This window comes from Actinoplanes siamensis (assembly GCF_016862395.1).
GTDB classification, from domain to species: domain Bacteria; phylum Actinomycetota; class Actinomycetes; order Mycobacteriales; family Micromonosporaceae; genus Actinoplanes; species Actinoplanes siamensis.
In genome coordinates this window covers 1-24,482 of sequence record NZ_BOMW01000026.1, presented here as the reverse complement: position 1 = coordinate 24,482, position 24,482 = coordinate 1, and the positions used below count along the sequence as shown (strand labels likewise).

The window sequence follows — 24,482 nt, the reverse complement described above, 5'->3', positions numbered from 1 at the left end:
CCTTCAGTACTTCAGGAGGTTCGCGTCGTCGACGCTCGCCGAGCGCCGCGTACGGAAGATCGACATGATGATGGCGAGGCCGACCACGACCTCGGCCGCCGCGACGACCATCACGAAGAACGAGATGATCTGCCCGTCCAGGCCGCCGTTGATCCGGCTGAAGGTGACCAGCGCCAGGTTCGCCGCGTTCAGCATCAGTTCGATGCACATGAACAGGACGATCGCGTTGCGCCTGATCAGCACGCCGGCCGCGCCGATGGTGAACAACACCGAGGCGAGAATCAAGTAATAATCAGGAGTCACTTCGCCGCACCCGCCTTTGATCGCTCCGCTTCGCGTTCACTTCTCGGTGCCCTTCGGGGCTGCCTCGGAAGCGCTCAGCTCCCGGACCGGCAGGATCGGCGAGATGCTGCGTTCCGCCCCGTTGCCGTCCGGCAGCCGGGCCGGCGCGGCCACCGACATGGTGTTCGCGTAGACGCCGGGGCCGGCTTTGGGCGCCGGGTAGTTGCCCGGGCGGAACCGCTCCTTCATCCGGGTCACCTGGTCGTGCCGGTCGCCCTTGGCCCGCTCGACGTGGGCCAGGATCATCGCGCCGACCGCCGCCGTGATGAGCAGCGCCGACGTGACCTCGAAGGCGAACACGTACTTGGTGAACAGCAGCGAGGCCAGGCCCTGCACGTTCCCGTTCTGGTTGGCCGCGTCGAGGCCGGCCGTCGGGGTGTCCTCCAGGCCACGGGCCAGGACGGCGCCGACCAGGCCGGCGAACCCGGCGCCGAGCAGGATCGCCGCGACCCGCTGCCCGCGCAGCGTCTCGATCAGCGAGTCCGACGTGTCCCGGCCGACCAGCATCAGCACGAACAGGAACAGCATCATGATCGCGCCGGTGTAGACGATGATCTGTACGAAGCCGAGGAACGGCGCCTGATTGATCACGTAGAGGACGCCCAGGTTCAGCATCGTGACGGCCAGGCACAGCGCGGAGTGCACCGCGTTGCGGGCCAGCACCATGCCGAGCGCCCCGAGCACCGCGAGGGAGCCGAGGATCCAGAAGGCGACGGCCTCACCGGTGGACACGTGCGTCATGCCGCGCCCTCCTTGCGTACCGGGCCCGCGGTCTCCGGCCGGCTCGCGTGGTCCGCCGGGTCGGAGGCGTCGTGCGTGCCCTGGTCCGACCACGGCGCCCGCTCCGCGCCGGCCGAGGTGCCGGGGTTGGTCAACGCCCCGATGTAGTAGTCCTTGTCGGTCTCGCCCAGGCGCATCGGGTGCGGCGGCTGCTCCATCCCGGGCAGCAGCGGGGCCAGGAGCTCCTTCTTCGTGAAGATCAGGTCTTGGCGGCTGTCCCGGGCCAGCTCGTACTCGTTGCTCATGGTCAGCGAGCGGGTCGGACAGGCCTCGATGCAGAGCCCGCAGAAGATGCACCGGGTGTAGTTGATCTGGTAGATCTTCGCGTACCGCTCGCCCGGCGAGAACCGCTGCTCGTCGGTGTTGTCGCCGCCCTCGACGTAGATCGCGTCGGCCGGGCAGGCCCACGCGCACAGCTCGCAGCCGATGCACTTCTCCAGACCGTCCGGGTGGCGGTTGAGGATGTGCCGCCCGTGGTAGCGCGGGGCCGGCTTGGGCGGGGAGAACGGGTAGTCGGTGGTGACCACCTTGCGGAACATGTGGGCGAACGTCACGCCGAAGCCCTTGAAGGAACCGGTCAACGTGTTCACGTCACACCTCCTTCGACTCGGAGTCGCCGCCGACGGCGGCCGGGGCACGCTCGGCGACCGCGCGGCGGGCACGCGGGCTCGGGGGGACCTGCAGGTCCATCGGGGGAACCGGGAAGCTGCCCGGTGGGCGACGGGCCAGCTCCTCCTCCAGGGAGAGCTGCTTGGGCTTCTCCTTGGCCGGCCAGGCCCAGGCGACGATCAACACGATCAGCGCGATAGCCGCCGTGGAGATCCACCGGACCTCGTCGGAGAGCGCGCCGCTGCGGGCGATCTTGAAGTACGCCAGGAAGAGGATCCAGACCAGGTTGATCGGGATCAGGACCTTCCAGCCGAACCTCATGAACTGGTCGTAGCGCAGCCGGGGCAGCGTGGCCCGTAGCCAGATGAAGCCGAAGAGCAGCGCGAACACCTTGAGGAAGAACCAGATCAGGGCGAAGTACCCGGAGCTGGCGCCGGCCCAGATCGCGGTGATCGGCCACGGCGCCCGCCAGCCGCCCAGGAAGAGCGTGGTGCAGAACGCCGAGACGGTGATCATGTTGATGTACTCGGCCAGGAAGAAGAGCGCGAACTTGAACGACGAGTACTCCGTGTGGAAGCCGCCGACCAGCTCGGACTCCGCCTCGGGCAGGTCGAACGGGGCCCGGTTGGTCTCACCGACCGCCGAGATCACGTAGATCAGGAAACTCGGCAGCAGCTGGAGGCAGTACCAGCCGGGCATGGTGATCTCGGCGCCGAAGATCTTGGTGGGATCCCCGGAGGACTGCGCGGCGACGATCTGCGACGTGCTCATCGACCCGGCGGTCATGAAGACCGCGACGATCGAGAGACCCATCGCCACCTCGTACGAAATCATCTGCGCACTTGATCGCAGACCACCGAGCAGCGGATACGTCGATCCGGAGGCCCAGCCGGCCAGCACCACGCCGTAGACGCTCATCGAGGAGCAGGCCAGCAGCACCAGCACCGAGACGGGCACGTCGGTGAGCTGGAGAGCGGTCCGATGACCGAACATGGTCACCACGCCGCCGAACGGGATCACCGAGAACGCGGTGAACGCGGTGGTCGCCGAGATCACCGGGGCGATGAAGTAGACCACCTTGTCGGCGGTCCTCGGGATGATCTCCTCCTTGAACGGCAGCTTCAAGCCGTCGCTCAGGGAAGTCAGCCAGCCCTTCGGCCCGACCTGGTTGGGGCCGGGCCGGACCGCCATCCGGGCCACGACCTTGCGCTCGTAGTTGATCGTGAAGAGCGTCAGCAGCAACAGCAGGACGAACACGCCGAGCAGCTTGATCAGCGTGATCCACCAGACGTCCTGCTCGAACGTCTGCAGCGTGGGGTCCTCCGCGTGCGCCGCGAGCAGGAGGTTCATCGGTCAGCTCCCTCGGCGAGGATCGGGCCGGGCAGCCCGGCCGACAACCGGACCACCGCACCGGCGGTGACGCCGAGGTCGCGGCGCACCGCGGAGCCCGGCGAGTTCGTCGGCAGCCACACCACCTGCCGGGGCAGGTCGGTGATGGCGGCGGGCAGGGTGACGGAGCCACGGCCGGTGCGCGCCGTGACCGGGTCTCCGTCCGTGACCCGCAGCTGTCCGGCCAGCTCCTTGCCGATCCGGACGACCGGCGGGCGCGCCGTGCCGGCCAGCACCTCGTCGCCGTCCAGCAGCGTGCCGAGGTCGAGCAGCTGGTGCCAGGTGGCCAGCACCGCGGCGTGCTCGCCGGGCTCGGCGACCGCCCCGGCCGCGACCGCGGGCGGCTCCGGGCGGGCCGAGCTGGCCGGCATCGCGCCCAGCTCCCGGCGGACCGACCGCACGTCGCCGGTGTTCAGGGAGACCTCCAGCAGCGCGGCGATCGCCTCCAGCACCCGGCCGTCGGTCATCGCCGTGCTGTCCCGCAGGACCGTCTCGAAGGACCGCAGCCGGCCCTCCCAGTCCATGTAGGTGCCGGCCTTCTCCACCGCCGGCGCGACCGGCAGCACCACGTCGGCCCGCTCGGTCACCGCGCTCTTCCGCAGCTCCAGGCTGACCAGGAAGGGCACCGCGTCCAGGGCCTGCTCGGCGAGCGCCGGGTCGGCCAGGTCGCCCGGGTCCACCGCGCCGACCAGCAGGCCGCCGAGCGCCCCGCCGGCCGCCGCCGCGATGATCTGGTCGACGTCCCGGCCCGGCTTGCTCGGCAGCGTGCCGGTCTCCACGGCCCAGGCGATGGAGAGCTCGGCGCGGGCCGACGGATCGCTGACCGGGCGGCCGCCGGGCAGCAGGTTCGGCAGGCAGCCGGTGTCCAGCGCGCCCCGGTCACCGGCCCGGCGCGGCACCCAGGCCAGGCGCGCCCCGGTCCGGGCGGCCAGCGCCGCCGCCGCGGAGAGCCCGCCCGGCACGGTGGCCAGGCGCTCGCCGACCAGCAGCACGCTGCCCGGCGCGCTGAGCGCCGCGGCCACCGCCGGATCCGTGCCGAGCAGCCGCGCCTCGTCGCCCGGCACGGCCGGGACCAGCGCGGCGGCGAGCTTCTCGAAACCCCGGGAGAGGTACGGCGCGACAGCCGTGACCGCGAGCGTGCCGCGCCGCGCCGCCTTGCGCAGCCGCAGGAAGAGGATCGGGCACTCCTCCTCCGGCTCCAGCCCGACGATCAGCGCGGACGGCGCGGACTCGACATCCGCGTACGTCAGATCGGAGATCCCGGCCACCGCGGCGGCGAGGAAGTCCGCCTCCTCGGTGATCTCGGCCGGCGAGCCGGAGGCTCGCACCGGCCGGGCCCGGAAGTCGATGTCGTTGGTCCCCAGGACCACCCGGGCGAATTTGGCGTACGCGTACGCGTCCTCCACGGTGAGCCGCCCGCCGGTGAGCACCCCGACGCCGCGCTGGCGTGCCGTGCGGAGCCCCTCGGCCGCGGCGACCAGCGCCTCGCTCCAGGACGCCTCGCGCAGCTGCCCGGTCCGCGGGTCGCGGACCAGCGGCGCGGTGATCCGGTCGGTGGCCGTGGCGTAGCGGAAGCCCCACCGGCCCTTGTCGCAGTTCCACTCCTCGTTGACCGCCGGGTCGTCACCGGCGAGCCGGCGCAGCACCTTCCCGCGCCGGTGGTCGGCCCGCATCGAGCAGCCGGCCGCGCAGTGCTCGCAGGTGGTCGGCGAGGAGACCAGGTCGAACGGGCGGGCGCGGAACCGGTACTGCTCGCCGGTGAGCGCGCCGACCGGGCAGATCTGGACGGTGTTGCCGGAGAAGTACGAGTTGAACGGCACGTCCCCGGCGCCCTCGCCGACCTGCCCGTCGCCGGTGCCCTCGCCGCCGAAGAAGTCGTCCCGGTAGACGTTGATCTGCTCGCCGGAGGAGCGGTCCATCAGGTCGATGAACTTGTCCCCGGCGATCTCCTCGGAGAACCGGGTGCAGCGCTGGCAGAGCACGCAGCGCTCGCGGTCCAGCAGCACCTGGCTGGAGATGTGGATCGGCTTCTCGTACTCCCGCTTTTGCTCGTGGAACCGGGAGTCCGCGCGGCCGGTGCTCATCGCCTGGTTCTGCAGCGGGCACTCGCCGCCCTTGTCGCAGGTCGGGCAGTCCAGCGGGTGGTTGATCAGCAGCAGCTCCATCACGCCGGCCTGGGCCTTGGCCGCCACCGGCGAGCTGAGCTGGGTCTTGACCACCATGCCCTCGGCCACCGTCTGGGTGCACGAGGCGACCGGCTTGCGCTGCCCCTCCACTTCGACCAGACACTGCCGGCAGGCGCCGGCCGGGGCCAGCAGCGGATGGTCGCAGAACCGCGGGATCGCGATCCCCATCCGCTCGGCGACCCGGATCACCAGCTCGCCCTTCTCGGCCTGCACCTCCACCCCGTCGATGGTCAGGGTGACGGTGTCGGCCCTCTTCGCTACGTCGGTCATCAGTGCGCTCCTACGAGGGACTTCTCGGAGAGCCGCGGGGCGGTGCGGCCCTCGATGTAGCCGAGGTAGTCGTCCCGGAACCACTTCAGCGTCGAGACGACAGGCGTCGCGGCGCCGTCGCCGAGGCCGCAGAAGGACCGGCCGAAGATGTTGTCCGCGGTGTCCTGAAGGGTGTCCAGGTCGGCGTAGGTGCCGTGGCCGGCGAGGATCCGCCGGTACGTGCGCACCATCCAGTAGTTGCCCTCCCGGCACGGGGTGCACTTGCCGCACGACTCGTGGTGGTAGAACTCCAGCCACCGCCACGTGTTGTAGACCGGACAGTCCTGGTCCGAGAAGATCTGCATCGCCGTGGTGCCGAGGATCGAGCCGGCCGCCGCGACGCCCTCGAAGTCCATCGGGGTGTCGATGTGCTCGGCGGTCAGGATCGGCGTGGACGAGCCGCCCGGGGTCCAGAACTTGAGGTTGTGTCCGGGCCGCATACCGCCGGCCAGCTCGATCAGCTCGCGCAGGGTGATGCCCAGGCCGCACTCGTACTGGCCGGGGTTGGCGATCCGGCCGGAGAGCGAGTAGATCATCGGGCCGGCCGACTTCTCCGTGCCCATGCTCTTCCACCAGTCGGCGCCACCCAGCACGATGTACGGCACGCTGGCGATGGTCCCGACGTTGTTGACCACTGTCGGGCTGGCGTAGAGGCCGGCGACGGCCGGGAACGGCGGGCGCAGCCGGGGCTGGCCGCGGAAGCCCTCCAGCGAGTCGAGCAGCGCGGTCTCCTCGCCGCAGATGTACGCGCCGGCCCCGCTGTGCACCACCAGCTCCAGGTCGAACCCGGAGCCGAGGATGTTCTCACCGAGGTAACCGGCGGCGTACGCCTCGCGGACCGCGTTGCGCAGTCGCCGCGCGGCGTGCACCGCCTCGCCGCGGATGTAGATGAACGCCCGGTTCGCGCGGATCGCGTACGACGCGATGATCGCGCCCTCCACCAGCGAGTGCGGGTCGTACGTCATCAGCGGCAGGTCCTTGCAGGTGCCCGGCTCGCCCTCGTCCGCGTTGATCACCAGGTAGTGCGGCTTGCCGTCCCCCTGCGGGATGAAGCCCCACTTCAGCCCGGTGGGGAAGCCGGCGCCGCCACGCCCGCGCAGCCCGGAGTCCTTGATCAGCTGGATCAGGTCGTCCGGGTGCACGTCGAGCGCCTTGCGCACCGCCTGGTAGCCGTCCAGCCGCTGGTAGACGCCGATCTGCCAGGCGTCCGGCGAGAGCCAGCGCTTGGTGAGCACCGGGGTGAGCTTCTGGAGCACCTCCGGCCGGGGTTGCGTCATTTCTCCTCCTCGGTGCCCTGGCTGACGATGCGCTCGCCACGGGTGCTGTCGCCGGCCGGCTTGCCGTCCCCGGCGGGCACGTTGGTGGCCGTCCCGGCCTGCTCGGCGGGCGTCTCGACGACCGGCGCGGCCGCCTTCGTGGCGGAGTCGCGCTGTTCGGCGGTGCGCACCTCGGGGTCCTTGACGTCGCCTGTGGTCCGGGCGGGCGGCCGCTGCTCGGTGACCTTCCCGGCGACGGCCTTGACGGCGCTCGTCGCGGCCTGCACCGCCGTCGCGACCTTGCCCGGCTTCTGCGCGGCCTCCTCGCGCGGCGAGGGCTTGGTCTTGGTGATCGGCGTGTCCAGGTGGAAGCCGGACACCGCGATCCCGTGCTCCTGCGCCAGGCTGACGCCGCGCAGGGTCGGCGCGCCGGCCACCCCGTCGCCGACCGCGCCGTCCCGGGGATCGGCGAAACCGGCGAGCTGGTAGGACATCTCCCGCAGCGAGCAGATCCGGGCGCCCCGGGCCGGCGTGGGACGTTCCCCGGTGGCCAGCTTGTCGACCAGTTCCACCGCGGACTCCGGGGTGGCCTGGTCGACGGTGAAGTCGTAGTTGACCGTCACCACCGGCGCGTAGTCGCAGGCGGCCAGGCACTCGGCGTGCTCCAGCGTGATCCGGCCGTCGGCGGTGGTCTCGTCGTGGCCGACCCCCAGGTGCTCGGACAGCCGGTCGTAGACCTCCTGCCCGCCGAGCACGTTGCACAGGGTGTTGGTGCAGACGCTGACCAGGTACTCGCCGGTCGGGCGCCGCTTGTACATGGTGTAGAAGGTGGCGACCGCGCCGACCTGGGCCTTGTTGATGCCCAGCACCTCGGCACAGAACGCCACCCCGGCCGGGCTGACGTAGCCCTCCTCGGTCTGCACCAGGTGCAGCAGCGGCAGCAGCGCGGAGCGTTCCCGGCCGGCCGGGTAGCGCGCGAGGATCTCCCGCGCGGACCCGAGCAGCTTCTCCGCCAGCGGAGCGGCTGCCGAGGAGAACTCCAGAGCGGTTTCGGACATCAACGATCACACCCACCCATCACGGGATCCAGCGAGGCGCCGCCGGCGATCACGTCGGCGAGCAGTGCGCCCTCGGCCATCGCCGGGATGGCCTGGAGGTTGACGAAGCTCGGCTCGCGGTAGTGCACCCGGTACGGGTGGGTGCCGCCGTCGGAGACCGCGTGGACGCCGAGTTCGCCACGCGGATGTTCGACCGCGACGTAGACCTGGCCGGGTGGAACCCGGAAGCCCTCGGTCACCAGCTTGAAGTGGTGGATCAGCGACTCCATCGACTGCCCCATGATCTTGGCGACGTGTTCCAGGGAGTTGCCGAGACCGTCGACGCCCAGCGCGAGCTGCGCGGGCCAGGCGATCTTCTTGTCCTCGATCCAGATCGGGCCGGGCCGGAGCCGGTCGAGCGCCTGCTCAACGATCTTGAGCGACTCCTTGATCTCCGCCAGCCGCACCAGGTAACGGCCCCAGACGTCAGCGGTGGTCGCGGTCGGGACGTCGAACTCGTAGTTCTCGTAACCGGCGTACGGCATGGTCTTGCGCAGGTCCCAGGGCAGGCCGGCGGCGCGCAGCACCGGGCCGGTGATGCCCAGCGACAGGCAGCCGGTGACGTCCAGGACGGCGACGCCCTGGGTGCGCTTCTGCCAGATCACCTGGCCGGAGAGCATGGCCTCGTATTCCTTGAGCTTCTTCGGCAGGTACGCGAGGAAGTCCCGGATCTTCTTGACCGCGCTGTCCGGCAGGTCCTGGGCCAGTCCGCCGGGCCGGATGTAGCCGTTGTTCATCCGCAGGCCGGAGGTCTCCTCGAAGATGTCGAGGATGTACTCCCGCTCGCGGAAGCCGTACAGCATCATCGAGATCGCGCCCAGCTCCATGCCGGTGGTGGCCAGCCAGACCAGGTGCGAGGCGATCCGCTGCAGCTCCATGAACATGACCCGGATGGTGCTGGCCCGCTCGGTGATCTGATCGGTGATGCCGAGCAGTTTCTCCACCGCGAGGCAGTACGCCGCCTCGTTCGACATGTTGGACAGGTAGTCCATCCGGGTGACGAACGTGACGCCCTGGGTCCAGGTCCGGTACTCCAGGTTCTTCTCGATGCCGGTGTGCAGGTAGCCGATCACCGGGCGAACCTCGGTCACCGTCTCGCCCTCGAGCTCCAGCACCAGCCGGAGCACGCCGTGCGTGGACGGGTGCTGGGGACCCATGTTGACGACGATCTTCTCGTTGCTGAGCGGGTCGATGCTGGACGTGACGCTGTCCCAGTCGCCGCCGGTGACCGTGAAGACCCGGCCCTCGGTGGTCTCGCGCGCGCTCGCGTATTCCGACGTTGTCACTGGTAGACCCTCCGCTGGTCGGGCGGCGGGATCTCGGCGCCCTTGTACTCCACGGGCACCCCGCCGAGCGGGTAGTCCTTGCGCTGGGGATGGCCCTCCCAGTCGTCCGGCATCAGGATCCGGGTGAGGTTGGGGTGGCCGGCGAAGACGACGCCGAACATGTCGTAGACCTCCCGCTCCTGCCAGTCGGCGGTCGGGTAGACGCCGGTGACGCTCGGAACCGCCACGCCGTCCGGAACAGCCACCTCGAGACGGACCCTCCGGCGGTACGTCATCGAGGTCAATTGATAGGCGATGTGGAAGCGCCGCTCGTCGCTGCCCAGGTAGTCGACCGCGTCGACGGAGGAGCACAGCTCGAATCGAAGGGACTCGTCGTCCCGCATTACCTGACAGATATCCGTGATTCTCTCGGGCCTGATGTGAAGTGTGAGCTCCGCCCTATCCACCACCACTCTCTCGATGGCTTCCGAGAGGGCCGGATATGCTTCCTCCAACGCGTCATAGACGTCGTCGAAATACCCGCCGTAAGGCCGTGGACTGTCAAAAACAGCAGGTCGGGGGCGGACCAGGCGACCGAAGCCGGAGACGTCTCCGGTGCCTGTGACGCCGAACATGCCCTTATCCGGGCTGGGCGGCGTCTGTGCGGGTGCATCAATATTTGCGCCCGTCGTTGTAGTAACGGGAACGCCACCCTCAGTTCCGGGTCGAATGCTCATTTGCCCTCCCGCAAATGCGGCTGGAGTTTCATCCAGTTCTCGATCCGCAATTGCTCCTCGCGACCTTCCTTGACGGCCTGCGTCCATTCGGCGCGGCGTGCCTTGTCCACGCGGTACGACGACGGCATGGCGCCCGGCGCGACGATCGGCAGCTTGCCCTCGGCGCGGCGCTGCTCCAGCATCTTGCGCCCGTTCGGGCCGAGCGGCTGGGCCATCACCTTCTCGCGCATCTTCAGGATCGCGTCGATCAGCATCTCCGGTCTGGGCGGGCACCCGGGCAGATAGATGTCGACCGGGACGATGTGGTCCACGCCCTGCACGATCGCGTAGTTGTTGAACATGCCGCCGGACGAGGCACAGACGCCCATCGAGATCACCGAGCGGGGTTCCGGCATCTGGTCGTAGATCTGCCGGACCACCGGGGCCATCTTCTGGCTGACCCGGCCCGCGACGATCATCAGGTCCGCCTGGCGGGGCGAGGCACGGAACACCTCCATGCCCCAGCGGCCCAGGTCGTAGTGCGGGCCGCCGGCCGCCATCATCTCGATGGCACAGCAGGCCAGGCCGAAGGTGGCGCCCCAGAACGACGACTTGCGCGCCCAGTTCGACAGCTTCTCCACCGAGGTGAGCAGGATGCCGCTGGGCAGCTTCTCTTCGATTCCCATGGTTATCAGTCCCAGTTGAGGCCGCCGCGTCGCCACACGTACGTGTAGGCGATGAAGACGGTGACGATGAACAGGACCATTTCCACGAAACCGAACAGGCCGAGCGCCTGGAAGTTCACGGCCCACGGGTAGAGGAAGATGGTCTCGATGTCGAAGACGATGAAGAGCATCGCGGTCAGATAGAACTTCACCGGGAATCGGCCGCCGCCGACCGGTTGGGGGGCGGGCTCGATGCCGCATTCGTAGGCGTCCATCTTCGCCCGGTTGTAACGCTTCGGCCCGACGATCGGTGCCACCGACACCGAGAACAACGCGAAGAGCGCGCCGAGGATCAGCAACCCGACGATCGGGACGTATGGGTTGATCGTCATCTTCACTCCCGTACGACTGTTAGCCGCTTCACACTAGTTTTTCGCTTTTGTATCCCTTTGGTCGGGGTGCCCGATTCCGTCGTCAGACGGCGGGCGCCACCTTCGTCAAGCCGTTGATGATGCGGTCCATGGCGTCCCCACCGCGCGGGTCGGTGAGGTTGGCCAGGAGCTTGAGGACGAACTTCATCAACGTCGGGTGCGGCATGCCGTGCTTGGTGGCCAGCCGCATGATCTGCGGGTTCCCGATCAGCTTCACGAACACGCCGCCCAGGCGGTAATAACCGCCGAACCGCAGGCTCAACTCGGCGGGGTACGCCCGCAGAGCACGCTCGCGCTCCGGCCCGGCCGGCCGGGCCAGCGCCTGCACCGCCACCTCGGCGGCCAGTTCGCCGGACTCCATCGCGTACGCGATGCCCTCGCCGTTCATCGGGTTGACCATCCCGCCGGAGTCGCCGACCAGCATCACCCCGCGGGTGTAATGCGGCACCCGGTTGAAGCCCATCGGGAGCGCGGCGCCCAGGGTCGGGCCCTCCCCGTTCGCCTCGTCACGCAGCCCCCAGTCCTCGGGGGTCGAGCCGAGCCAGTCGGTGAGCATGTTCCGGTAGTTGGTCTTCCCGAAGGCGCTGGACGAGTTCAGGATGCCGAGGCCGACGTTGACCCGGCCGTCGCCGAGACCGAAGATCCAGCCGTAGCCGGGGAGCAGCCGGCCCGGATCCTGCGCGCTGCGCAGCTCGAGCCAGGACTCCAGGTAGTTGTCGTCCGCCTTGACCGCGGACCGGTAGTAGCGCCGGACCGCCACGCCGAGCGGGCGGTCGTCGCGCTTCGCCAGGCCCAGGGCCAGCGGGAACTTGCCGGAGACGCCGTCCGCGGCGATCACCAGGGGGGCGCGGTAGGACACCGGGTCCTTGCCCGGACCGGCCTTGGCCTCGACGCCGACGACCTGCCCGTCCGCGTCCAGGACCGGGCCGGTGACTGTCACGTTCGTCCGCAGCAGGGCGCCGGCCTCGACCGCGCGCCGGGCCAGCATGTCGTCGAAGTCGAGGCGGGTGCGGACCAGGCCGTAGTTGGGGAAGCTGGCCAGCTCCGGCCAGTCCAGCTCCAGGCGGACCCCACCGCCGATCACGCGCAGACCCTTGTTCTGCAGCCAGCCGGCCTTCTCGGAGGTGTCGACGCCCATCCGGACCAGTTGGCGGACCGCGCGCGGGGTCAGCCCGTCGCCGCACACCTTCTCGCGCGGGAACTCGGTTTTCTCCAGCAACAGCACGCGCAGGCCGTGCCGGGCGAGGTGATAGGCGGCGGCGCTGCCACCGGGGCCCGCTCCGACCACGATCACGTCCGCTTCGTCAGCGACGATGGATGACGAGTGGTCGTTCACGGTGCAGCCTCCGATCCGCAGTGCTCGTGAATTAGTTCACAAGCATGCCTCGATCGGAGTCTAGGCCGACTATCGACGATCTTTGCGCTCAGGTCGGCCTAATTGTTTCGGCGTGGCTCGCAAATCGGGTCAGAGTCCCCCAGAACGCGCTCGGCCATCCCGCGGGCCGGACCGTCGAGATGATCTCGGATGGTGCCGTCCATGGCCCGGTCCAGCGCGACGATCAATTCCTCTACCAGGTCCTGCGCCAGCAGGGGGTCCTGTGCGGCGACCATCCGCAGGCGCGTGGCGAGCTCGGTGGCGCGGCGCTCACCGGCCTCGCCGTCGTCGATCGAGACGTCGATGTCGGCGTCGTCGAGGTGCCCGATTTTTGTCATGCCTTCGAGCTAAACAGGCGATTCGCACGCCGTACGCGAAACGCCCGGTTTGTCACCGACCCGCGCGAGATGATCACGGCCCGCTTCACCCACCCGCGGTTCGCTGCCCGCCGCCTGCGGTCCGCCACCGCCGCCCGGGTACGGCCTCAGCGGCGCGTCGCGCGGTGCAGCGCCACCACCCCGCCGGTCAGGTTCCGCCAGCCCACCCGGTCCCACGGCCCCGACCCGGCGATCCGGGCCGCCAGCCCCGCCTGGTCCGGCCACGCCCGGATCGACTCGGCCAGATACACGTACGCGTCGGGGTTGCTCGCCACGCCACGCGCCACGGTCGGCAGCGACCGCATCAGATACTGCATGTAGACCGTCCGGAAAGCCGGATTCGTCGGAGTGCTGAACTCGCACACCACCAGCCGCCCGCCCGGCCGGGTGATCCGGCCGAACTCACGCAGCGCAGCCTCGGTGTCCACGACATTACGCAGAGCGAAGGAGATCGTCACCGCGTCGAAGGTGGCGTCCGGGAACGGCAGCCGGAGCGCGTCCCCGGCCAGCAGCGGCACCCGGGGCCGGACCCGCCGGCCGGCCTGCAGCATCCCTACCGAGAGGTCGGCGCCGACCGCGAACGCGCCGGACCGGCCCAGCTCGTCGGTGGAGACCCCGGTGCCCGCGCCGACGTCCAGCACCCGCTCGCCGGGCCGCGGGCCGAGCGCGGCCCGGGTGGCCCGGCGCCAGCCGCGGTCCCGGCCGAAGGAAAGCACGGTATTGGTCAGGTCGTACCTCTGGGCCACGCCGTCGAACATCTCGGCGACCTCGTGCGGCTGCTTGTCCAGGTCTGCGCGCGTCACCCGGTCCACTCTGCCACCCCGGCCGGACGGCCTCTCCCGGGGAGGCCCGGAAACAGAACGGGCGGGATGGTCGCCCATCCCGCCCGCATCCTTGTGCGTTATATATACGACCGCCATCGGTCGGGTCCGACTGCTCGTCACCGACACTGACCGCCCGGCGACGCATGAGGTTTGCCCAATGCCTTACGCAGGCAACGTAACGAGCGGCAACCAGCCGGTACAGCCAACCGGCGGGCTCGTTACGAAGGAGCAATCCAGCCCTCACCGGTCCGACGACCCCCACCCTGGCCGAACGGCCAGGCGCGGCTCACCGAAGGGCTCGGTGACGGCTTCCCGGTCGCGGCCTCCGCGCGGAATCTCCGGCCTGCCGGGCGGTGAGGACGAGCGTGCCGACGGCGGCCAGGCCCCTAGTTCGCCTCCACCAGAGGGAGCCGAGTCCGGCCCACACCGCCGCCGGGCAGCGCGATCGAGGAGAAGTGCGACACCACGCGGTCGTCGGTCGGGTCGTCGGCCGCCGTGCGGTGCACCGCCAGATGCCTGTACCAGGTGTCGCGCCACGCCGGGATGCGATCCGCGGTGCGGATCATCGAGATGAGCTCCTGCAGGTTGGAGCGGTGCCGGGCGCCGGCCGAGGAGATCACGTTCTCCTCCAGCATGATCGATCCCAGGTCGTCGACGCCCATGTGCAGCGAGAGCTGGCCGATGTCCTTGCCGGTGGTCAGCCAGGACGCCTGCAGGTGGGCGACGTTGTCGAAGAACAGCCGGGACACCGCGATGAGCCGGAGGTACTCCAGCGTGGTGGCCTGGGTGCGGCCCTTCAGATGGTTGTTCTCCGGCTGGTAGGTCCACGGGATGAAGGCGCGGAAGCCGCCCACCTCGTGCGACTGCTCGACCGCGACGTCGCGGTAACCGTTCGCCACCGCCAGGTCCTGCACGTCGCGGATCATCCGGATGTGCTCGATGCGCTCGGCCGCGGTCTCGCCGGTGCCCATCATCATGGTCGCGGTCGAGGACAGGCCGTTGCGGTGCGCCACCGCCATCACCTCGAGCCAGCGCGCGCCGCTCTCCTTGAGCGGGGCGATCGCCGTGCGCGGCCGGTCCGGCAGCATCTCCGCGCCGGCGCCGGCGATCGAGTCCAGCCCGGCCGCCTTGATCCGGATGATCGCCTCCTCGATGGAGACACCGGACACCTTGGCCATGTGCAGGATCTCGCTGGGCCCGATCGAGTGGATCGCGATCTGCGGGTAGGCCCGCTTGACCGAGGAGAAGAGGTCCTCGTAGTACTCCACGCCGAACTCCGGGTGATGCCCGCCCTGCAGCATCACCTGGGTGGCGCCGAGCTCCACCGCCTCGCCGCAGCGGCGCAGGATCTCCTCGGTCGGGTGGACCCAGCCCTCCTTGTGCTTGGGCGCCCGGAAGAACGCGCAGAACTTGCACGCCGTGACACACACGTTCGTGTAGTTGATGTTGCGGTCGATCAGGTACGTGACGATGCCGTCCGGGTAGCGCCGGCGGCGGACCGCGTCGGCCGCCTCGCCCAACGCGTGGAACGGGGCCTCCGTGTAGAGCAGCAGCGCCTCGTCGGGGGTGATCCGCCCGCCGTCGGCGCCGCGCTGCAGGATGCTGTCGATCTCCGGGTTCGCCGTCACGTCTGGAAGCGTACGTCCCCTCTCCGGGGATCGTCAGCGGCCCGGATCACGGCCACTCCCGCCGTCGTTCAGCACGCCCGGGCCCTCGAGGACGCGGCGCGGGCCGAACTCGTACGCCGCGTCGGGGTCGTAGGCGGCGCCCAGCGCGGCCCCGGCCGTCGCGCCGACCCGCGCCGCCGTCGGGTGGGCATGCTGGTCGAAGACCACTTCGAAGACCGGGCCGCGCTCCTGCCACCACGCCCGGTCGGTCTCGTGGCCGCACCGCGCGGCCGCGCTCCGAGGGCGTCGAGCCGTCCCTGCCGATCCGTGCGGAGCCGTGCGGCGGGCGGCTGCTCCTGGTCACCGACCCCAATGGGATCGTTTTCGAGTTGGCGGAGTGGGCTGACCCGCCGCTCGGCCGATAATCTCGACGGACTGTTCAGGGGGTAGAAGAAGTGCTCGTCGTTCACGGCGGCTGGGTGCCCGGGTCCGGGCGGCCCGGCCGGTTGCTGCTCTGGGCGGAGGAGCCGGGAGCCGGGCCGGCTCCGGCGTCCCGCGCCAAGGTGCGGCCCCATCCGTTCGCCGTCGGCGCCGAGGCGCTGATCAGCGCGCTCGGCCTCCCCGCAGACGCGTCCTGCGGTCCTGCCACGGTGCGGCTGCCCGGGACGTCGCGGGGGCCGGCGCCCTCGCCCGAGACCGGCGTGGAGACGGGCGCGCCGCGCGGGGTGCGGCTCGGGTCCTGGATCGTGCCGGCGGTCACGGTTGCCGGCGAGTCGGCGCTGGCGCTGCTGGGCGCGCTCGCCGAGCCCGACCCGGCCGCGCCGTGGGTGCCCGGCGCGTCGCTGCGATATCTCTGCCTGGTCGCCGGCTGGGCCTGCGACCTGGCCCGGCGTGGCCGGATGCTGCCACAGCTGGTGATCGAGGAGCGGATGCCTGCGGCGCGCTGGCGTTCCGTGCTCACCGGTCCCGACCTCGCCGGCTACCGCGACTTCGCCGCCGGGATGCCGCCGGTGGTCCGGGCGTTCGGTGCGCCGGCGGGGCAGGACACCGGGCACACGCTGCGGGACGCCCTGGAGACCATGCTCGACTCCGCGGCCCGGTCGGTCCTGCCCGAGAAGATCCTGGGCGGGCACCGGGCCGGACCGAAGGCGCCACTGCCGGATCGCTGGGTCAACGCGCTGACCGCGGCCGATCCCACGCTGCCCGACGCGCCCGCCGGCGAGCTGCGTGACCTGCGCAAGGCGCTCGACGACTGGATGCGCGCGGCGCAGGCGGCGAACGGGCCGATCCGGGTCAGCTTCCGGCTGATCGAGCCGGAGCCCGGTGAGGACGCGTGGGACCTGGAGTTCGCCCTGCAGTCCGCCGAGGACTCCGGCCTCTACCTGCCGGCCGAGGCGGTCTGGGCCGGTGAGCGGTTCCCCGGCCTGCCACGCCGGCCGGACGAGGCGCTGCTCGCCGGGCTGGGCCGGGCGGTCCGGCTGTTCCCGGCGCTGCACGGGGCGCTCCGCGAGCCGCAGCCGGCCGGGACGGTCCTGACCACCGCCGAGGCGTACGACTTCCTGCGCCAGGCCGCGCCGCTGCTGCAGGCCGCCGGGTTCGGGGTGCAGCTGCCGTCCTGGGCCGGTCGCAAGGGCGCCGGCCTCAAGCTGACCACCCGGTCCCGGTCCAAGGCGGGCTCCTCGCGGGCCGCCGCGGCGTCCGGGTTCGGGCTGGCCGAGATCGTCGAGTTCCGGCTCGACCTGGTGATCGGCGACAGCGTGGTCAGCCCCGAGGAGCTGGCCGAGCTGGCACGGCTGAAGGTGCCGCTGGTCCGGGTCCGCGGGCAGTGGGTGGAACTGGACGATCGCCAGCTCAAGGCGGCGCTCAAGGCGGTCGGCCGGCGGCGGGCGGGCGAGCTGACCGCCGCCGAGGTGCTGCAGCAGGTGGTCGACGGCGGCGAGGAGGACCTGCCGCTGGTCGAGGTGGACGCCGACGGGACGCTCGGTGACCTGCTCTCCGGGCAGGCCTCGGAGCGGCTCGACCCGATGCCCACCCCGGAGGGCTTCCAGGGCACGCTCCGGCCGTACCAGGAACGTGGTCTTTCCTGGTTGCACTTCCTCAGCCGGCTCGGGCTGGGCGGCATCCTCGCCGACGACATGGGCCTGGGCAAGACCGCGCAGACCCTCTCGCTGCTGCTCACCGAGCGGGCCGGGACCGGGCCCGGCGAGATCCCGCCGACCCTGCTGGTCTGCCCCATGTCGCTGATCACCAACTGGCGGAAGGAGGCCGCCCGGTTCGCTCCGGCGTTGCGCGTCTACGTGCACCACGGCGCCACCCGGCAGCGTGGTGACGAGTTCCTCGCCGCGGTGGGCGCCGCCGACCTGGTCCTGACCACCTACGGGACCGCGTTACGCGACCTGGAGGCGCTGCGGGAGATCGGGTGGAGCCGGGTGGCCTGCGACGAGGCGCAGGCGATCAAGAACAGCGGGACGCGCCAGTCCCAGGCGGTCCGGGCCATTCCGGCACGCACCCGGCTGGCGCTGACCGGCACCCCCGTGGAGAACCACCTGGCCGAGCTCTGGTCCATCATGGACTTCTGCAACCCGGGGCTGCTCGGTCCGGCGAAACGGTTCCGCCGCCGGTTCCAGGAGCCGATCGAGGCCCGCCAGGACGAGGACGCGACCGCGGCGCTGAAACGGGCGACCGGGCCGTTCGTGCTGCGCCGCCTCAAGACGGACAAGACCATCATCTCGGACCTCCCGGAGAAGGACGAGATGAAGGTGTGGTGCACGCTCACCCCGGAGCAGGCCACCCTCTACCAGGCCGTGGTCGAGGACATGATGGCCGAGATCGAGAGCTCCGAGGGCATCCAGCGGCGGGGCAACGTGCTGGCCGCGATGATGAAGCTCAAGCAGGTCTGCAACCATCCGGCGCACCTGCTCAAGGACGGTTCCCGGCTGCCCGACCGGTCCGGCAAGCTGGCCCGCCTGGAGGAGCTGGCCGAGGAGATCGTCGAGGACGGCGACAAGGCCCTGGTCTTCACGCAGTACGCGGAGTGGGGCTCGCTGCTGCAGCCCTATCTCGCGGCCCACCTGGACCGCCCGGTGCTCTGGCTGCACGGCGGGCTGAGCAAGTCCCGCCGCGACGAGTTGGTCGACCGGTTCCAGACCGCCGACGAGCCGATGCTCTTCCTGCTCTCGCTGAAAGCGGCCGGCACCGGCCTCAACCTGACCGCCGCCAACCACGTCGTCCACTTCGACAGGTGGTGGAACCCGGCGGTCGAGGACCAGGCCACCGACCGGGCGTTCCGCATCGGGCAGTCCCGCAACGTGCAGGTACGCAAGTTCATCTGCACCGGCACGCTGGAGGAGAAGATCGACGCGATGATCGAGCGGAAGAAGGCGCTCGCCTCGGCGGTCGTCGGCACCGGCGAGGAGTGGATCACCGACCTCAGCACCGACCAGCTGCGCGAGCTGTTCGCGCTGGACCCGGCGGCGGTGGGCTGAGATGCCGTTCGACAAGTCCGGGAGGTTCTACGAGGCCGGGCGCCCGATCGAGGTCGAGGGCGGCCTGGCCGTCCGGTCGAAACGGGGCAAGATCGGCGAGCAGTGGTGGTCCCGGCGCTTCGTCGACGTGCTGGAGGAGGTCTGCGACCCGGGCCGGCTCGCGCGGGGGCGGGCCTACGCGCGCAAGGGGCAGGTGATCGGCTTCGCGCTCAGCCCGGGGCAGATGGTGGCGCGGGTGCAGGGTTCCCGGCCCACGCCGTACCAGGTGACTATCCGTATAACCGCATTCGATGACGCAGAGTGGGCGGAGATCACCGAGGCGCTCGGCGCCCAGGCGCTGTACCGGGCCGCGCTGCTGGCCGGCGAGATGCCGCGCGAGATCGTCGACCTGTTCACCGATCTCGGGCTGCCGCTCTTCCCGTCGGAGCTGCAGATCGACTGCTCCTGCCCCGACTGGGGCGTTCCGTGCAAGCACGGTTCCGCGGCGCTGTACGTGCTGGCCGAAGCCTTCGACGACGACCCGTTCCTGGTCCTGGCCTGGCGTGGCCGCGCCCGCGAGCCGCTGCTCGACGCCCTGCGCGGGACGGCCGACCCGGGCGAGGCGCCGGACCCGCTCACCGTCCCGTCCGAGCCGCTGACCGACCGCCTGGCCGACTACTACTCCCCCGCCGTCAGCCTGGGCCGTCTCCGCGAGCGGCCCACCCGCGGGGGCAGCCCTCCGGAGCTGCTGCTCCGCGCCCTCGACCCGCCGCCGGTCAAGGTCCGCCACATTCCTTTGATCGACCTGCTCCGCCCGGTCTACCGCGATCTGGCCGACCCGCCGGAGGAGTGACCCGGGCCGTCCTCGCTCCGGACCGGGACCCGTTTCGGGGCCGTCCTCGCTCCGGACCGGCACCCGCGCCGGGCCGCTCCAGCTGAGGGCCGGCACCCGCTTCGCGGGGTCATCGGGCCGCGGTCCGGCTGCCGGGCACAAGCTGGAGGCGGGGCGGCGCGAGGCGCGATGCCGGATCAGCGCGAAGGGACGCGAGCGGGGCACGAGGGAACGCGAACCCGGGCGCGGCGGAAGCGGCGCGCAGACGCAGGTGACGCGCGGGTTGGGCGCGCGCCCGGCCGGAGGCGGGCCGCGCCCATCGTGGACCGATCGTGGGCGAGTCCACGATGGACGCGGCGGCTTGCAGACTACCCGACTTGAGGGGATTTCGCCTCTCGGAGAGTGCCCACAAGCATGCGAGGCGTAACAACACGTGTCAATAGAGGATGAACGATATGTGGCCTTCCGGAGATGCCGATCTTCTTCGGGGCTAGGTTTGAGCCATGACTGAGATGAGCTACCGGCGCCTCGGCGAGTCGGGTCTTGTGGTGTCCGTGGTGGGCATCGGCTGCAACAACTTCGGCCGCAAGCTCGACGCGGACGGCACCCGTGAGGTGGTCGACGCGGCGTTGGACGCCGGGATCACGCTGTTCGACACCGCGGACATCTACGGCACCCCGCACGGTAGCTCGGAGCAACTGCTCGGCGCGGCGCTCAAGGGCCGGCGGGACGAGGTCGTGCTCGCCACCAAGTTCGGCATGGACATGGAGGGGATGAACGGGCGGGACTTCGGCGCCCGTGGCTCCCGGCGCTACATCGTGCGGGCGGTCGAGGCGTCCCTGCGGCGGCTGGAGACCGACTACATCGACCTCTACCAGTTGCACGAGCCCGACCCGGCCACGCCGATCGAGGAAACGCTCGCCGCGCTGGACGATCTGGTCCGCTCCGGGAAGGTGCGCTACCTGGGCAACTCGAACTTCTCCGGCTGGCAGATCGCGGACGCCGACTGGACTGCCCGGGCCGCGAACCTGACCCCGTTCGTCAGCGCGCAGAACCGGTACAGCCTGCTGCACCGGGACGTCGAGATCGAGGTGGTCCCGGCCTGCGAGCACTTCGGTCTCGGCCTGCTGCCGTTCTTCCCGCTCGACTCCGGGCTGCTCTCCGGCAAGTATCGCCGCGACGAGAAGCCGGCCGCCGGCACCCGGCTGGCCCAGGAGCGGTACGCGCCGTGGCTGCAGCACGCCGACTGGGACACCATCGAGGCGCTGACCGCGTTCGGCGCCGAGCGGGGACACAGCCTGCTCGAGGTGGCGATCGCCGGCCTGGCCGCCCGGCCCGCGGTGACCAGCGTGATCGCCGGTGCCACCACGCCCGACCAGGTGCACGCGAACGCCGCCGCCGGCTCGTGGGAGCTGAGCGCCGCCGACCTGGCCGCCCTCGACGCCATCCTCACGGCCTGACCGCGCAGATACAGCGCAAGAGGAAAGACGACGCACTCACGGGGCAGCACACCGGGCCATCGAAGAACCGGGCACGGCACAGCCGGGGCTGCGGGAGAACGGGGCGCCGCGGAGCGGGGCCGCTGAAGAACCGGGCGATATGTGGCCGGGTGCTCAGGGTCGTACAGCCGAGATAATTGCGGGCCGGATGCGTCGCATCCGGCCCGCGTCGGCGGTCTTGATCCTGATCAGCCGGCGACCGTGACGATCGGGCGACGGCGGGCCATCCGGAGGGCGAGCGCGCCCGCCACCAGCAGCGCAGCTCCGCCGCCGGCGATCAGGCCGGCCGACGGGCCGGTGATCGGCAGGCTTTCGCCCGCGTCCGCCACGACGTCGAGCGTGGCCTTGTCGTTGCCGTGTACGGTGTCCTGCGCGCCGCCGTCCACCCGCACGAAACCGGCCTGGTGCGCGCCGTCCCGGACCATCCCCGAGAAGCTGAACAGCCGCTTCTCACCGTTGGGCAGCTGGTCGAGCAGCGGGCAGACCCAGTCCGCGCTGTCCAGGCCGGCGTCCAGGTCGAGGCGGGACGGCGAGGTGCCCGGCAGGCACCACTCGTCGACCTCGGTCAGCTCGACCCCGGCCGGCACGTTGACGTGCACATACCCCATCCACTTGAGGCCCGCGCGAACCGTGGCGGTCGGACCCAGGTTCTGCGTGCCGACCCGGACCGTGACCGACTCGCCGGGCGCGCCACGGAACGTAGCGCCGATGGCTTTGCTGTCCGCGTCCGACCTGCCCACCGCGACCATGAACTCGGACACGTTGTCGTCCGGGTTGAGGTCGTCGTCGGCGAACTCGTCGTCGCCGGCCCCGGCGGCCGGGGTCAGCTCGAGCTCGGCGCCGCGCGCGGAGGCGGCGCGTTTGCTGAAGGCCTTCAGGTAGTCGTCGGTCAGGCCGACCGCCACGACGCTGGCGTAATAGTCGGCCGGTCCCGGCGTGTCCGCCCCAACCTCGATCTTCGCGGGGGTGGCGGCCGGCAGGGTGTACGACGCCCCGGGCGCCAGCGTCTGGTCGAAGACACAGATCACGGCGCTGAGCTCGGGGGCATCGTCCCGCTCGCAGTTGCGGTAGGCCAGCAGCGGCTCGAGCCCGCCCTCGGCGATCACCGCCATCGCCAGCCGGCCCGACGTGGCGTTCCCGGTGTTCACCACCCGGACCGGCAGGTCGGCGGACTGACCCCGATCGAGCTTCAGGTCCGGCAGGTCGCCGGTCTCCAGGTCGACGCCGGCCCGGGTGGTCCGGACCACCGTCACCCGCATGTCGTCGCTCTCCTCGCCGGCCACCGAGGCGGTCACGTCGAGGTACGAGGTGAGGCTCGCCCCGGCGGACGGCCGCACGGTGAAGCTGAGGTGCCGCCGCTCCCCCGCCGACAACTTCTCGATCTCGCAGGCGGTCGCCGAGCAGCCGGCCGGCGGGACGAACCCGAGCCCGGCGCGGCTCGCGAAGCCGATCACCACGTCGCCGGCGTCGGCGCTGCCGAGGTTCAGCACGTCGAACTTGACGGTCTTCGACTGCCCGTCGATCACGGTCACCGTGTCCGTGATGTTGAGCAGCACCATCGGGAAGTCGGCGATGGAGTCGGCATGTGCCGGCAGGGCCAGCCCGGCCGTCGCGATCGCCGCGGCGGCCGGGGGCAGGACGAGCCGGCTGAGGAGAGCGCGCAGGCGCATGGTCACCGTTTTCGGACTTCGAGCCACCGGCGGCGGCGGGAGGAGGAGTCCGCGGATCCTACGGCCCCGACCAGCGGAGATCAAACATCGGCGAAGAGCGGGCCTTCCGGGGGCAACGGCGGCACCTCGCCGCGATTCGCCGCACGCCGGGCGAACTCCCGGACGCCCTTGATCTGGCGCTCGCCGAGCGAGAAGTCGAGCGCCCGGAAGTAGTTGGCCAGGGTCGCCGCGTCGAACGGCTCCCAGCGCGCCGCGGCCTCGGCGACCTCGTCCAGCTCGCCCAGGCACAGCTCCTTGGAGCGCTGGAACGCCTCATGCACGTCCTTGACCTGGCCGGGGTAGGCGGCCGCGAAGTCCTTCCGCACCGCCCAGACGGCGAAAACCATCGGCAGGCCGGTCCAGTCCCGCCAGGCGTCGGCCAGGTCGATCACCTGCAGGCCGAGGGCGGGCGCCTCGTACAGCGCGCGCAGCGCCGGGTCGCCGATCAGCGCTGCCGCCTCGGCCTCGCGCAGCATCAACGACAGGTCGGGTGGGCAGCGGAAATAGGTGGGCTCGACACCGTACCGCTCGGAAAGAAGCATCTGCGCCAGGAGCACGCCGGTCCGTGAGGTGGAGCCCAGAGCGACAGGCCGCTTGTCGAGCTCCGCCGGAGGCCGGGTGGAGACGAGGTTCACCGACAGCACCGGGCCGTCGCTGCCGACCGCCAGGTCGGGCAGCAGCACCAGCTGGTCGGCGTGCTTCAGGTACTCCACCAGGGTGATCGGGCCGATGTCCAGGTCACCGGCGACGAGCGCGGCGCTGAGCCGGTCGGGCGTGTCCTTGTGCAGGTCGACGTCGAGCAGCGCGCCGGAGCGCATCAGCCCCCAGTAGATCGGAAGGCAGTTGAGGAACTGGATGTGCCCGACCCGGGGCCGACTGACGCTGTCGCTCATGCAGCGACGGTATCCCCGATCCCGGTGGATCCACCCGGTGCCGGAGCCCCGGGTGTCCCAGGTCGCACCCGCGCGCGGCTGACCAGCGGCCAGCAGGCGAGCGCGGCCAGCAGGCCGGCGCCCCGGACGACAGCGGTGACCGCGGCGAAGGCGCGGCCGTGCTCGTCCCCGGAGTCGACGGTCAGCTTCAGCGTCCCCGCACGGCGCGGCGATGTACCGGCTCAGCACTCCTGGGTGGAGACGGTGCCGGACTCGATCTGCGAGCCGCGCGCCACCGGGACGCCCATCCGCGAAACCACCCGCTCGTGCGTGAGGCCGCGCCCCCGCGCGGTCCGGCGAGACGCAGATTCGCCTGGTCGACCAGTTGGTGGGCGCTCTCGGTTCGAAGCGCTTAAATCGGTGGACAACCGTGCTCGACGGCGTAGCCTGGAGGGCCGCTTGACGGCCGTGGTGAGCATGCACCGCAGCGGACGTCCCCCGCGCCGGCCGGCGGCCGACCCGCCGCCCGGAAACGCGAGCGCAGCCGAAGAAACTGCCTGCCGAGGATGCCCGTGCCCGCTCAGGACCTGGACACCGAACTCTCCACCGAACGACACCACCTCGCCGAGTCCCGGGCCGCTCTGCGGCGGATGCGCGGACGCGCCGAAGCGCTCTTCTCCACCGGCGACAAGGTGGCCGGCGACGCCTACACCGCCGAGCAGCTGGGCCGGCACATGGCCCGCCGGGTCAAGGAGCTCGCCGACGACCCGGACACCCCGCTCTTCTTCGGCCGCCTCGACATCGAGGAGAACGCGTACCACGTGGGTCGCCGGCACGTCACCGACGACGCCGGCGAGCCGATGGTGCTGGACTGGCGG

At 70.9% G+C, this 24,482-nt stretch carries 21 protein-coding genes and 1 pseudogene; 4 read left to right on the top strand and 18 right to left on the bottom strand.

What is annotated here, in order from left to right; translation table 11 throughout:
* Positions 1-3 precede the first annotated feature (3 nt).
* The 16 genes from nuoK to Asi03nite_RS13810 form a co-directional block, all read right to left on the bottom strand.
* Entirely contained in the window at positions 4-303 is a 300-nt protein-coding gene (gene nuoK / locus Asi03nite_RS13885; RefSeq protein WP_203679885.1) for an NADH-quinone oxidoreductase subunit NuoK, read from the bottom strand.
* A gap of 36 nt (positions 304-339) precedes the next feature.
* The gene (locus tag Asi03nite_RS13880) at positions 340-1,083 is read right to left on the bottom strand and encodes an NADH-quinone oxidoreductase subunit J (RefSeq protein ID WP_203680107.1); all 744 of its coding nucleotides are present in this window, start codon (positions 1,081-1,083) and stop codon (positions 340-342) included.
* Positions 1,080-1,712, bottom strand: a complete 633-nt coding sequence (gene nuoI, locus Asi03nite_RS13875; protein WP_239102670.1) for an NADH-quinone oxidoreductase subunit NuoI — start codon at positions 1,710-1,712, stop codon at positions 1,080-1,082. Before nuoI ends, Asi03nite_RS13880 begins: the two co-directional genes overlap by 4 nt.
* A 1-nt stretch (position 1,713) precedes the next feature.
* Positions 1,714-3,081: an NADH-quinone oxidoreductase subunit NuoH gene (nuoH, locus tag Asi03nite_RS13870; RefSeq protein WP_203679884.1), complete on the bottom strand. Its 1,368-nt coding sequence runs from the start codon at positions 3,079-3,081 to the stop codon at positions 1,714-1,716.
* A complete protein-coding gene (locus tag Asi03nite_RS13865) occupies positions 3,078-5,576 on the bottom strand; it encodes an NADH-quinone oxidoreductase subunit G (protein WP_203679883.1) in 2,499 nt (832 codons plus the stop codon). The genes nuoH and Asi03nite_RS13865 overlap by 4 nt, the downstream gene beginning before the upstream one ends.
* Positions 5,576-6,892 (bottom strand): NADH-quinone oxidoreductase subunit NuoF, encoded by a 1,317-nt coding sequence (gene nuoF / locus Asi03nite_RS13860; RefSeq protein ID WP_203679882.1) that lies wholly within the window; start codon positions 6,890-6,892, stop codon positions 5,576-5,578. The genes Asi03nite_RS13865 and nuoF overlap by 1 nt, the downstream gene beginning before the upstream one ends.
* Positions 6,889-7,929, bottom strand: a complete 1,041-nt coding sequence (nuoE, locus tag Asi03nite_RS13855) for an NADH-quinone oxidoreductase subunit NuoE (protein ID WP_203679881.1) — start codon at positions 7,927-7,929, stop codon at positions 6,889-6,891. The genes nuoF and nuoE overlap by 4 nt, the downstream gene beginning before the upstream one ends.
* A complete protein-coding gene (locus Asi03nite_RS13850) occupies positions 7,929-9,254 on the bottom strand; it encodes an NADH-quinone oxidoreductase subunit D (RefSeq protein WP_203679880.1) in 1,326 nt (441 codons plus the stop codon). The genes nuoE and Asi03nite_RS13850 overlap by 1 nt, the downstream gene beginning before the upstream one ends.
* Positions 9,251-9,970, bottom strand: a complete 720-nt coding sequence (locus tag Asi03nite_RS13845) for an NADH-quinone oxidoreductase subunit C (protein WP_203679879.1) — start codon at positions 9,968-9,970, stop codon at positions 9,251-9,253. Before Asi03nite_RS13845 ends, Asi03nite_RS13850 begins: the two co-directional genes overlap by 4 nt.
* On the bottom strand, positions 9,967-10,635 hold the full coding sequence (locus tag Asi03nite_RS13840; RefSeq protein ID WP_203679878.1) for a NuoB/complex I 20 kDa subunit family protein: 669 nt from the start codon (positions 10,633-10,635) through the stop codon (positions 9,967-9,969). Before Asi03nite_RS13840 ends, Asi03nite_RS13845 begins: the two co-directional genes overlap by 4 nt.
* A gap of 5 nt (positions 10,636-10,640) precedes the next feature.
* A complete protein-coding gene (locus Asi03nite_RS13835) occupies positions 10,641-11,006 on the bottom strand; it encodes an NADH-quinone oxidoreductase subunit A (protein ID WP_203679876.1) in 366 nt (121 codons plus the stop codon).
* A gap of 82 nt (positions 11,007-11,088) precedes the next feature.
* On the bottom strand, positions 11,089-12,381 hold the full coding sequence (locus Asi03nite_RS13830; RefSeq protein ID WP_203679874.1) for a geranylgeranyl reductase family protein: 1,293 nt from the start codon (positions 12,379-12,381) through the stop codon (positions 11,089-11,091).
* Between the two features lie 98 nt (positions 12,382-12,479).
* Positions 12,480-12,758, bottom strand: coding sequence for a hypothetical protein (locus Asi03nite_RS13825; protein WP_203679872.1), 279 nt, complete (start codon positions 12,756-12,758; stop codon positions 12,480-12,482).
* Between the two features lie 146 nt (positions 12,759-12,904).
* Positions 12,905-13,609 carry a demethylmenaquinone methyltransferase gene (locus Asi03nite_RS13820; RefSeq protein ID WP_373872108.1) on the bottom strand — a complete coding sequence of 235 codons (705 nt, stop codon included), beginning with the start codon at positions 13,607-13,609 and terminating at the stop codon, positions 12,905-12,907.
* Positions 13,610-14,007: 398 nt separating this feature from the next.
* A complete protein-coding gene (mqnC, locus tag Asi03nite_RS13815; protein WP_203679870.1) occupies positions 14,008-15,249 on the bottom strand; it encodes a cyclic dehypoxanthinyl futalosine synthase in 1,242 nt (413 codons plus the stop codon).
* 33 nt (positions 15,250-15,282) lie between these two features.
* Positions 15,283-15,456, bottom strand: coding sequence for a hypothetical protein (locus tag Asi03nite_RS13810; protein WP_203679869.1), 174 nt, complete (start codon positions 15,454-15,456; stop codon positions 15,283-15,285).
* Between the two features lie 227 nt (positions 15,457-15,683).
* Here Asi03nite_RS13810 and Asi03nite_RS13805 point away from each other — a divergent pair, with 227 nt between their 5' ends.
* The 3 genes from Asi03nite_RS13805 to Asi03nite_RS13795 all read left to right on the top strand — a co-directional run bounded on the left by Asi03nite_RS13805 (position 15,684) and on the right by Asi03nite_RS13795 (position 20,984).
* Entirely contained in the window at positions 15,684-18,713 is a 3,030-nt protein-coding gene (locus Asi03nite_RS13805) for a DEAD/DEAH box helicase (protein WP_203679868.1), read from the top strand.
* Between the two features lies 1 nt (position 18,714).
* Positions 18,715-19,545: an SWIM zinc finger family protein gene (locus tag Asi03nite_RS13800; RefSeq protein ID WP_203679867.1), complete on the top strand. Its 831-nt coding sequence runs from the start codon at positions 18,715-18,717 to the stop codon at positions 19,543-19,545.
* Between the two features lie 482 nt (positions 19,546-20,027).
* Positions 20,028-20,984: an aldo/keto reductase gene (locus Asi03nite_RS13795; protein WP_373872107.1), complete on the top strand. Its 957-nt coding sequence runs from the start codon at positions 20,028-20,030 to the stop codon at positions 20,982-20,984.
* A gap of 227 nt (positions 20,985-21,211) precedes the next feature.
* On the opposite strand, the gene Asi03nite_RS13790 is transcribed toward Asi03nite_RS13795, so the two are convergent.
* Both Asi03nite_RS13790 and Asi03nite_RS13785 read right to left on the bottom strand, forming a co-directional pair.
* Positions 21,212-22,693, bottom strand: coding sequence for a COG1361 family protein (locus tag Asi03nite_RS13790; protein ID WP_203679866.1), 1,482 nt, complete (start codon positions 22,691-22,693; stop codon positions 21,212-21,214).
* A gap of 80 nt (positions 22,694-22,773) precedes the next feature.
* Positions 22,774-23,625 (bottom strand): menaquinone biosynthetic enzyme MqnA/MqnD family protein, encoded by an 852-nt coding sequence (locus Asi03nite_RS13785; RefSeq protein WP_203679865.1) that lies wholly within the window; start codon positions 23,623-23,625, stop codon positions 22,774-22,776.
* A gap of 545 nt (positions 23,626-24,170) precedes the next feature.
* Here Asi03nite_RS13785 and Asi03nite_RS13780 point away from each other — a divergent pair.
* Positions 24,171-24,482, top strand: a pseudogene (locus tag Asi03nite_RS13780) (AAA family ATPase); the annotation flags it as partial.

Bases quoted from the DNA above. Each gene is read 5' to 3' on its own strand.
- Asi03nite_RS13880 (WP_203680107.1), bottom strand. From the start codon at position 1,083: ATGACGCACGTGTCCACCGGTGAGGCCGTCGCCTTCTGGATCCTCGGC.
- nuoH (WP_203679884.1), bottom strand. From the start codon at position 3,081: ATGAACCTCCTGCTCGCGGCGCACGCGGAGGACCCCACGCTGCAGACG.
- Asi03nite_RS13865 (WP_203679883.1), bottom strand. From the start codon at position 5,576: ATGACCGACGTAGCGAAGAGGGCCGACACCGTCACCCTGACCATCGAC.
- nuoF (WP_203679882.1), bottom strand. From the start codon at position 6,892: ATGACGCAACCCCGGCCGGAGGTGCTCCAGAAGCTCACCCCGGTGCTC.
- nuoE (WP_203679881.1), bottom strand. From the start codon at position 7,929: ATGTCCGAAACCGCTCTGGAGTTCTCCTCGGCAGCCGCTCCGCTGGCG.
- Asi03nite_RS13845 (WP_203679879.1), bottom strand. From the start codon at position 9,970: ATGAGCATTCGACCCGGAACTGAGGGTGGCGTTCCCGTTACTACAACG.
- Asi03nite_RS13840 (WP_203679878.1), bottom strand. From the start codon at position 10,635: ATGGGAATCGAAGAGAAGCTGCCCAGCGGCATCCTGCTCACCTCGGTG.
- Asi03nite_RS13835 (WP_203679876.1), bottom strand. From the start codon at position 11,006: ATGACGATCAACCCATACGTCCCGATCGTCGGGTTGCTGATCCTCGGC.
- Asi03nite_RS13825 (WP_203679872.1), bottom strand. From the start codon at position 12,758: ATGACAAAAATCGGGCACCTCGACGACGCCGACATCGACGTCTCGATC.
- Asi03nite_RS13800 (WP_203679867.1), top strand. From the start codon at position 18,715: ATGCCGTTCGACAAGTCCGGGAGGTTCTACGAGGCCGGGCGCCCGATC.
- Asi03nite_RS13795 (WP_373872107.1), top strand. From the start codon at position 20,028: ATGACTGAGATGAGCTACCGGCGCCTCGGCGAGTCGGGTCTTGTGGTG.
- Asi03nite_RS13790 (WP_203679866.1), bottom strand. From the start codon at position 22,693: ATGCGCCTGCGCGCTCTCCTCAGCCGGCTCGTCCTGCCCCCGGCCGCC.
- Asi03nite_RS13785 (WP_203679865.1), bottom strand. From the start codon at position 23,625: ATGAGCGACAGCGTCAGTCGGCCCCGGGTCGGGCACATCCAGTTCCTC.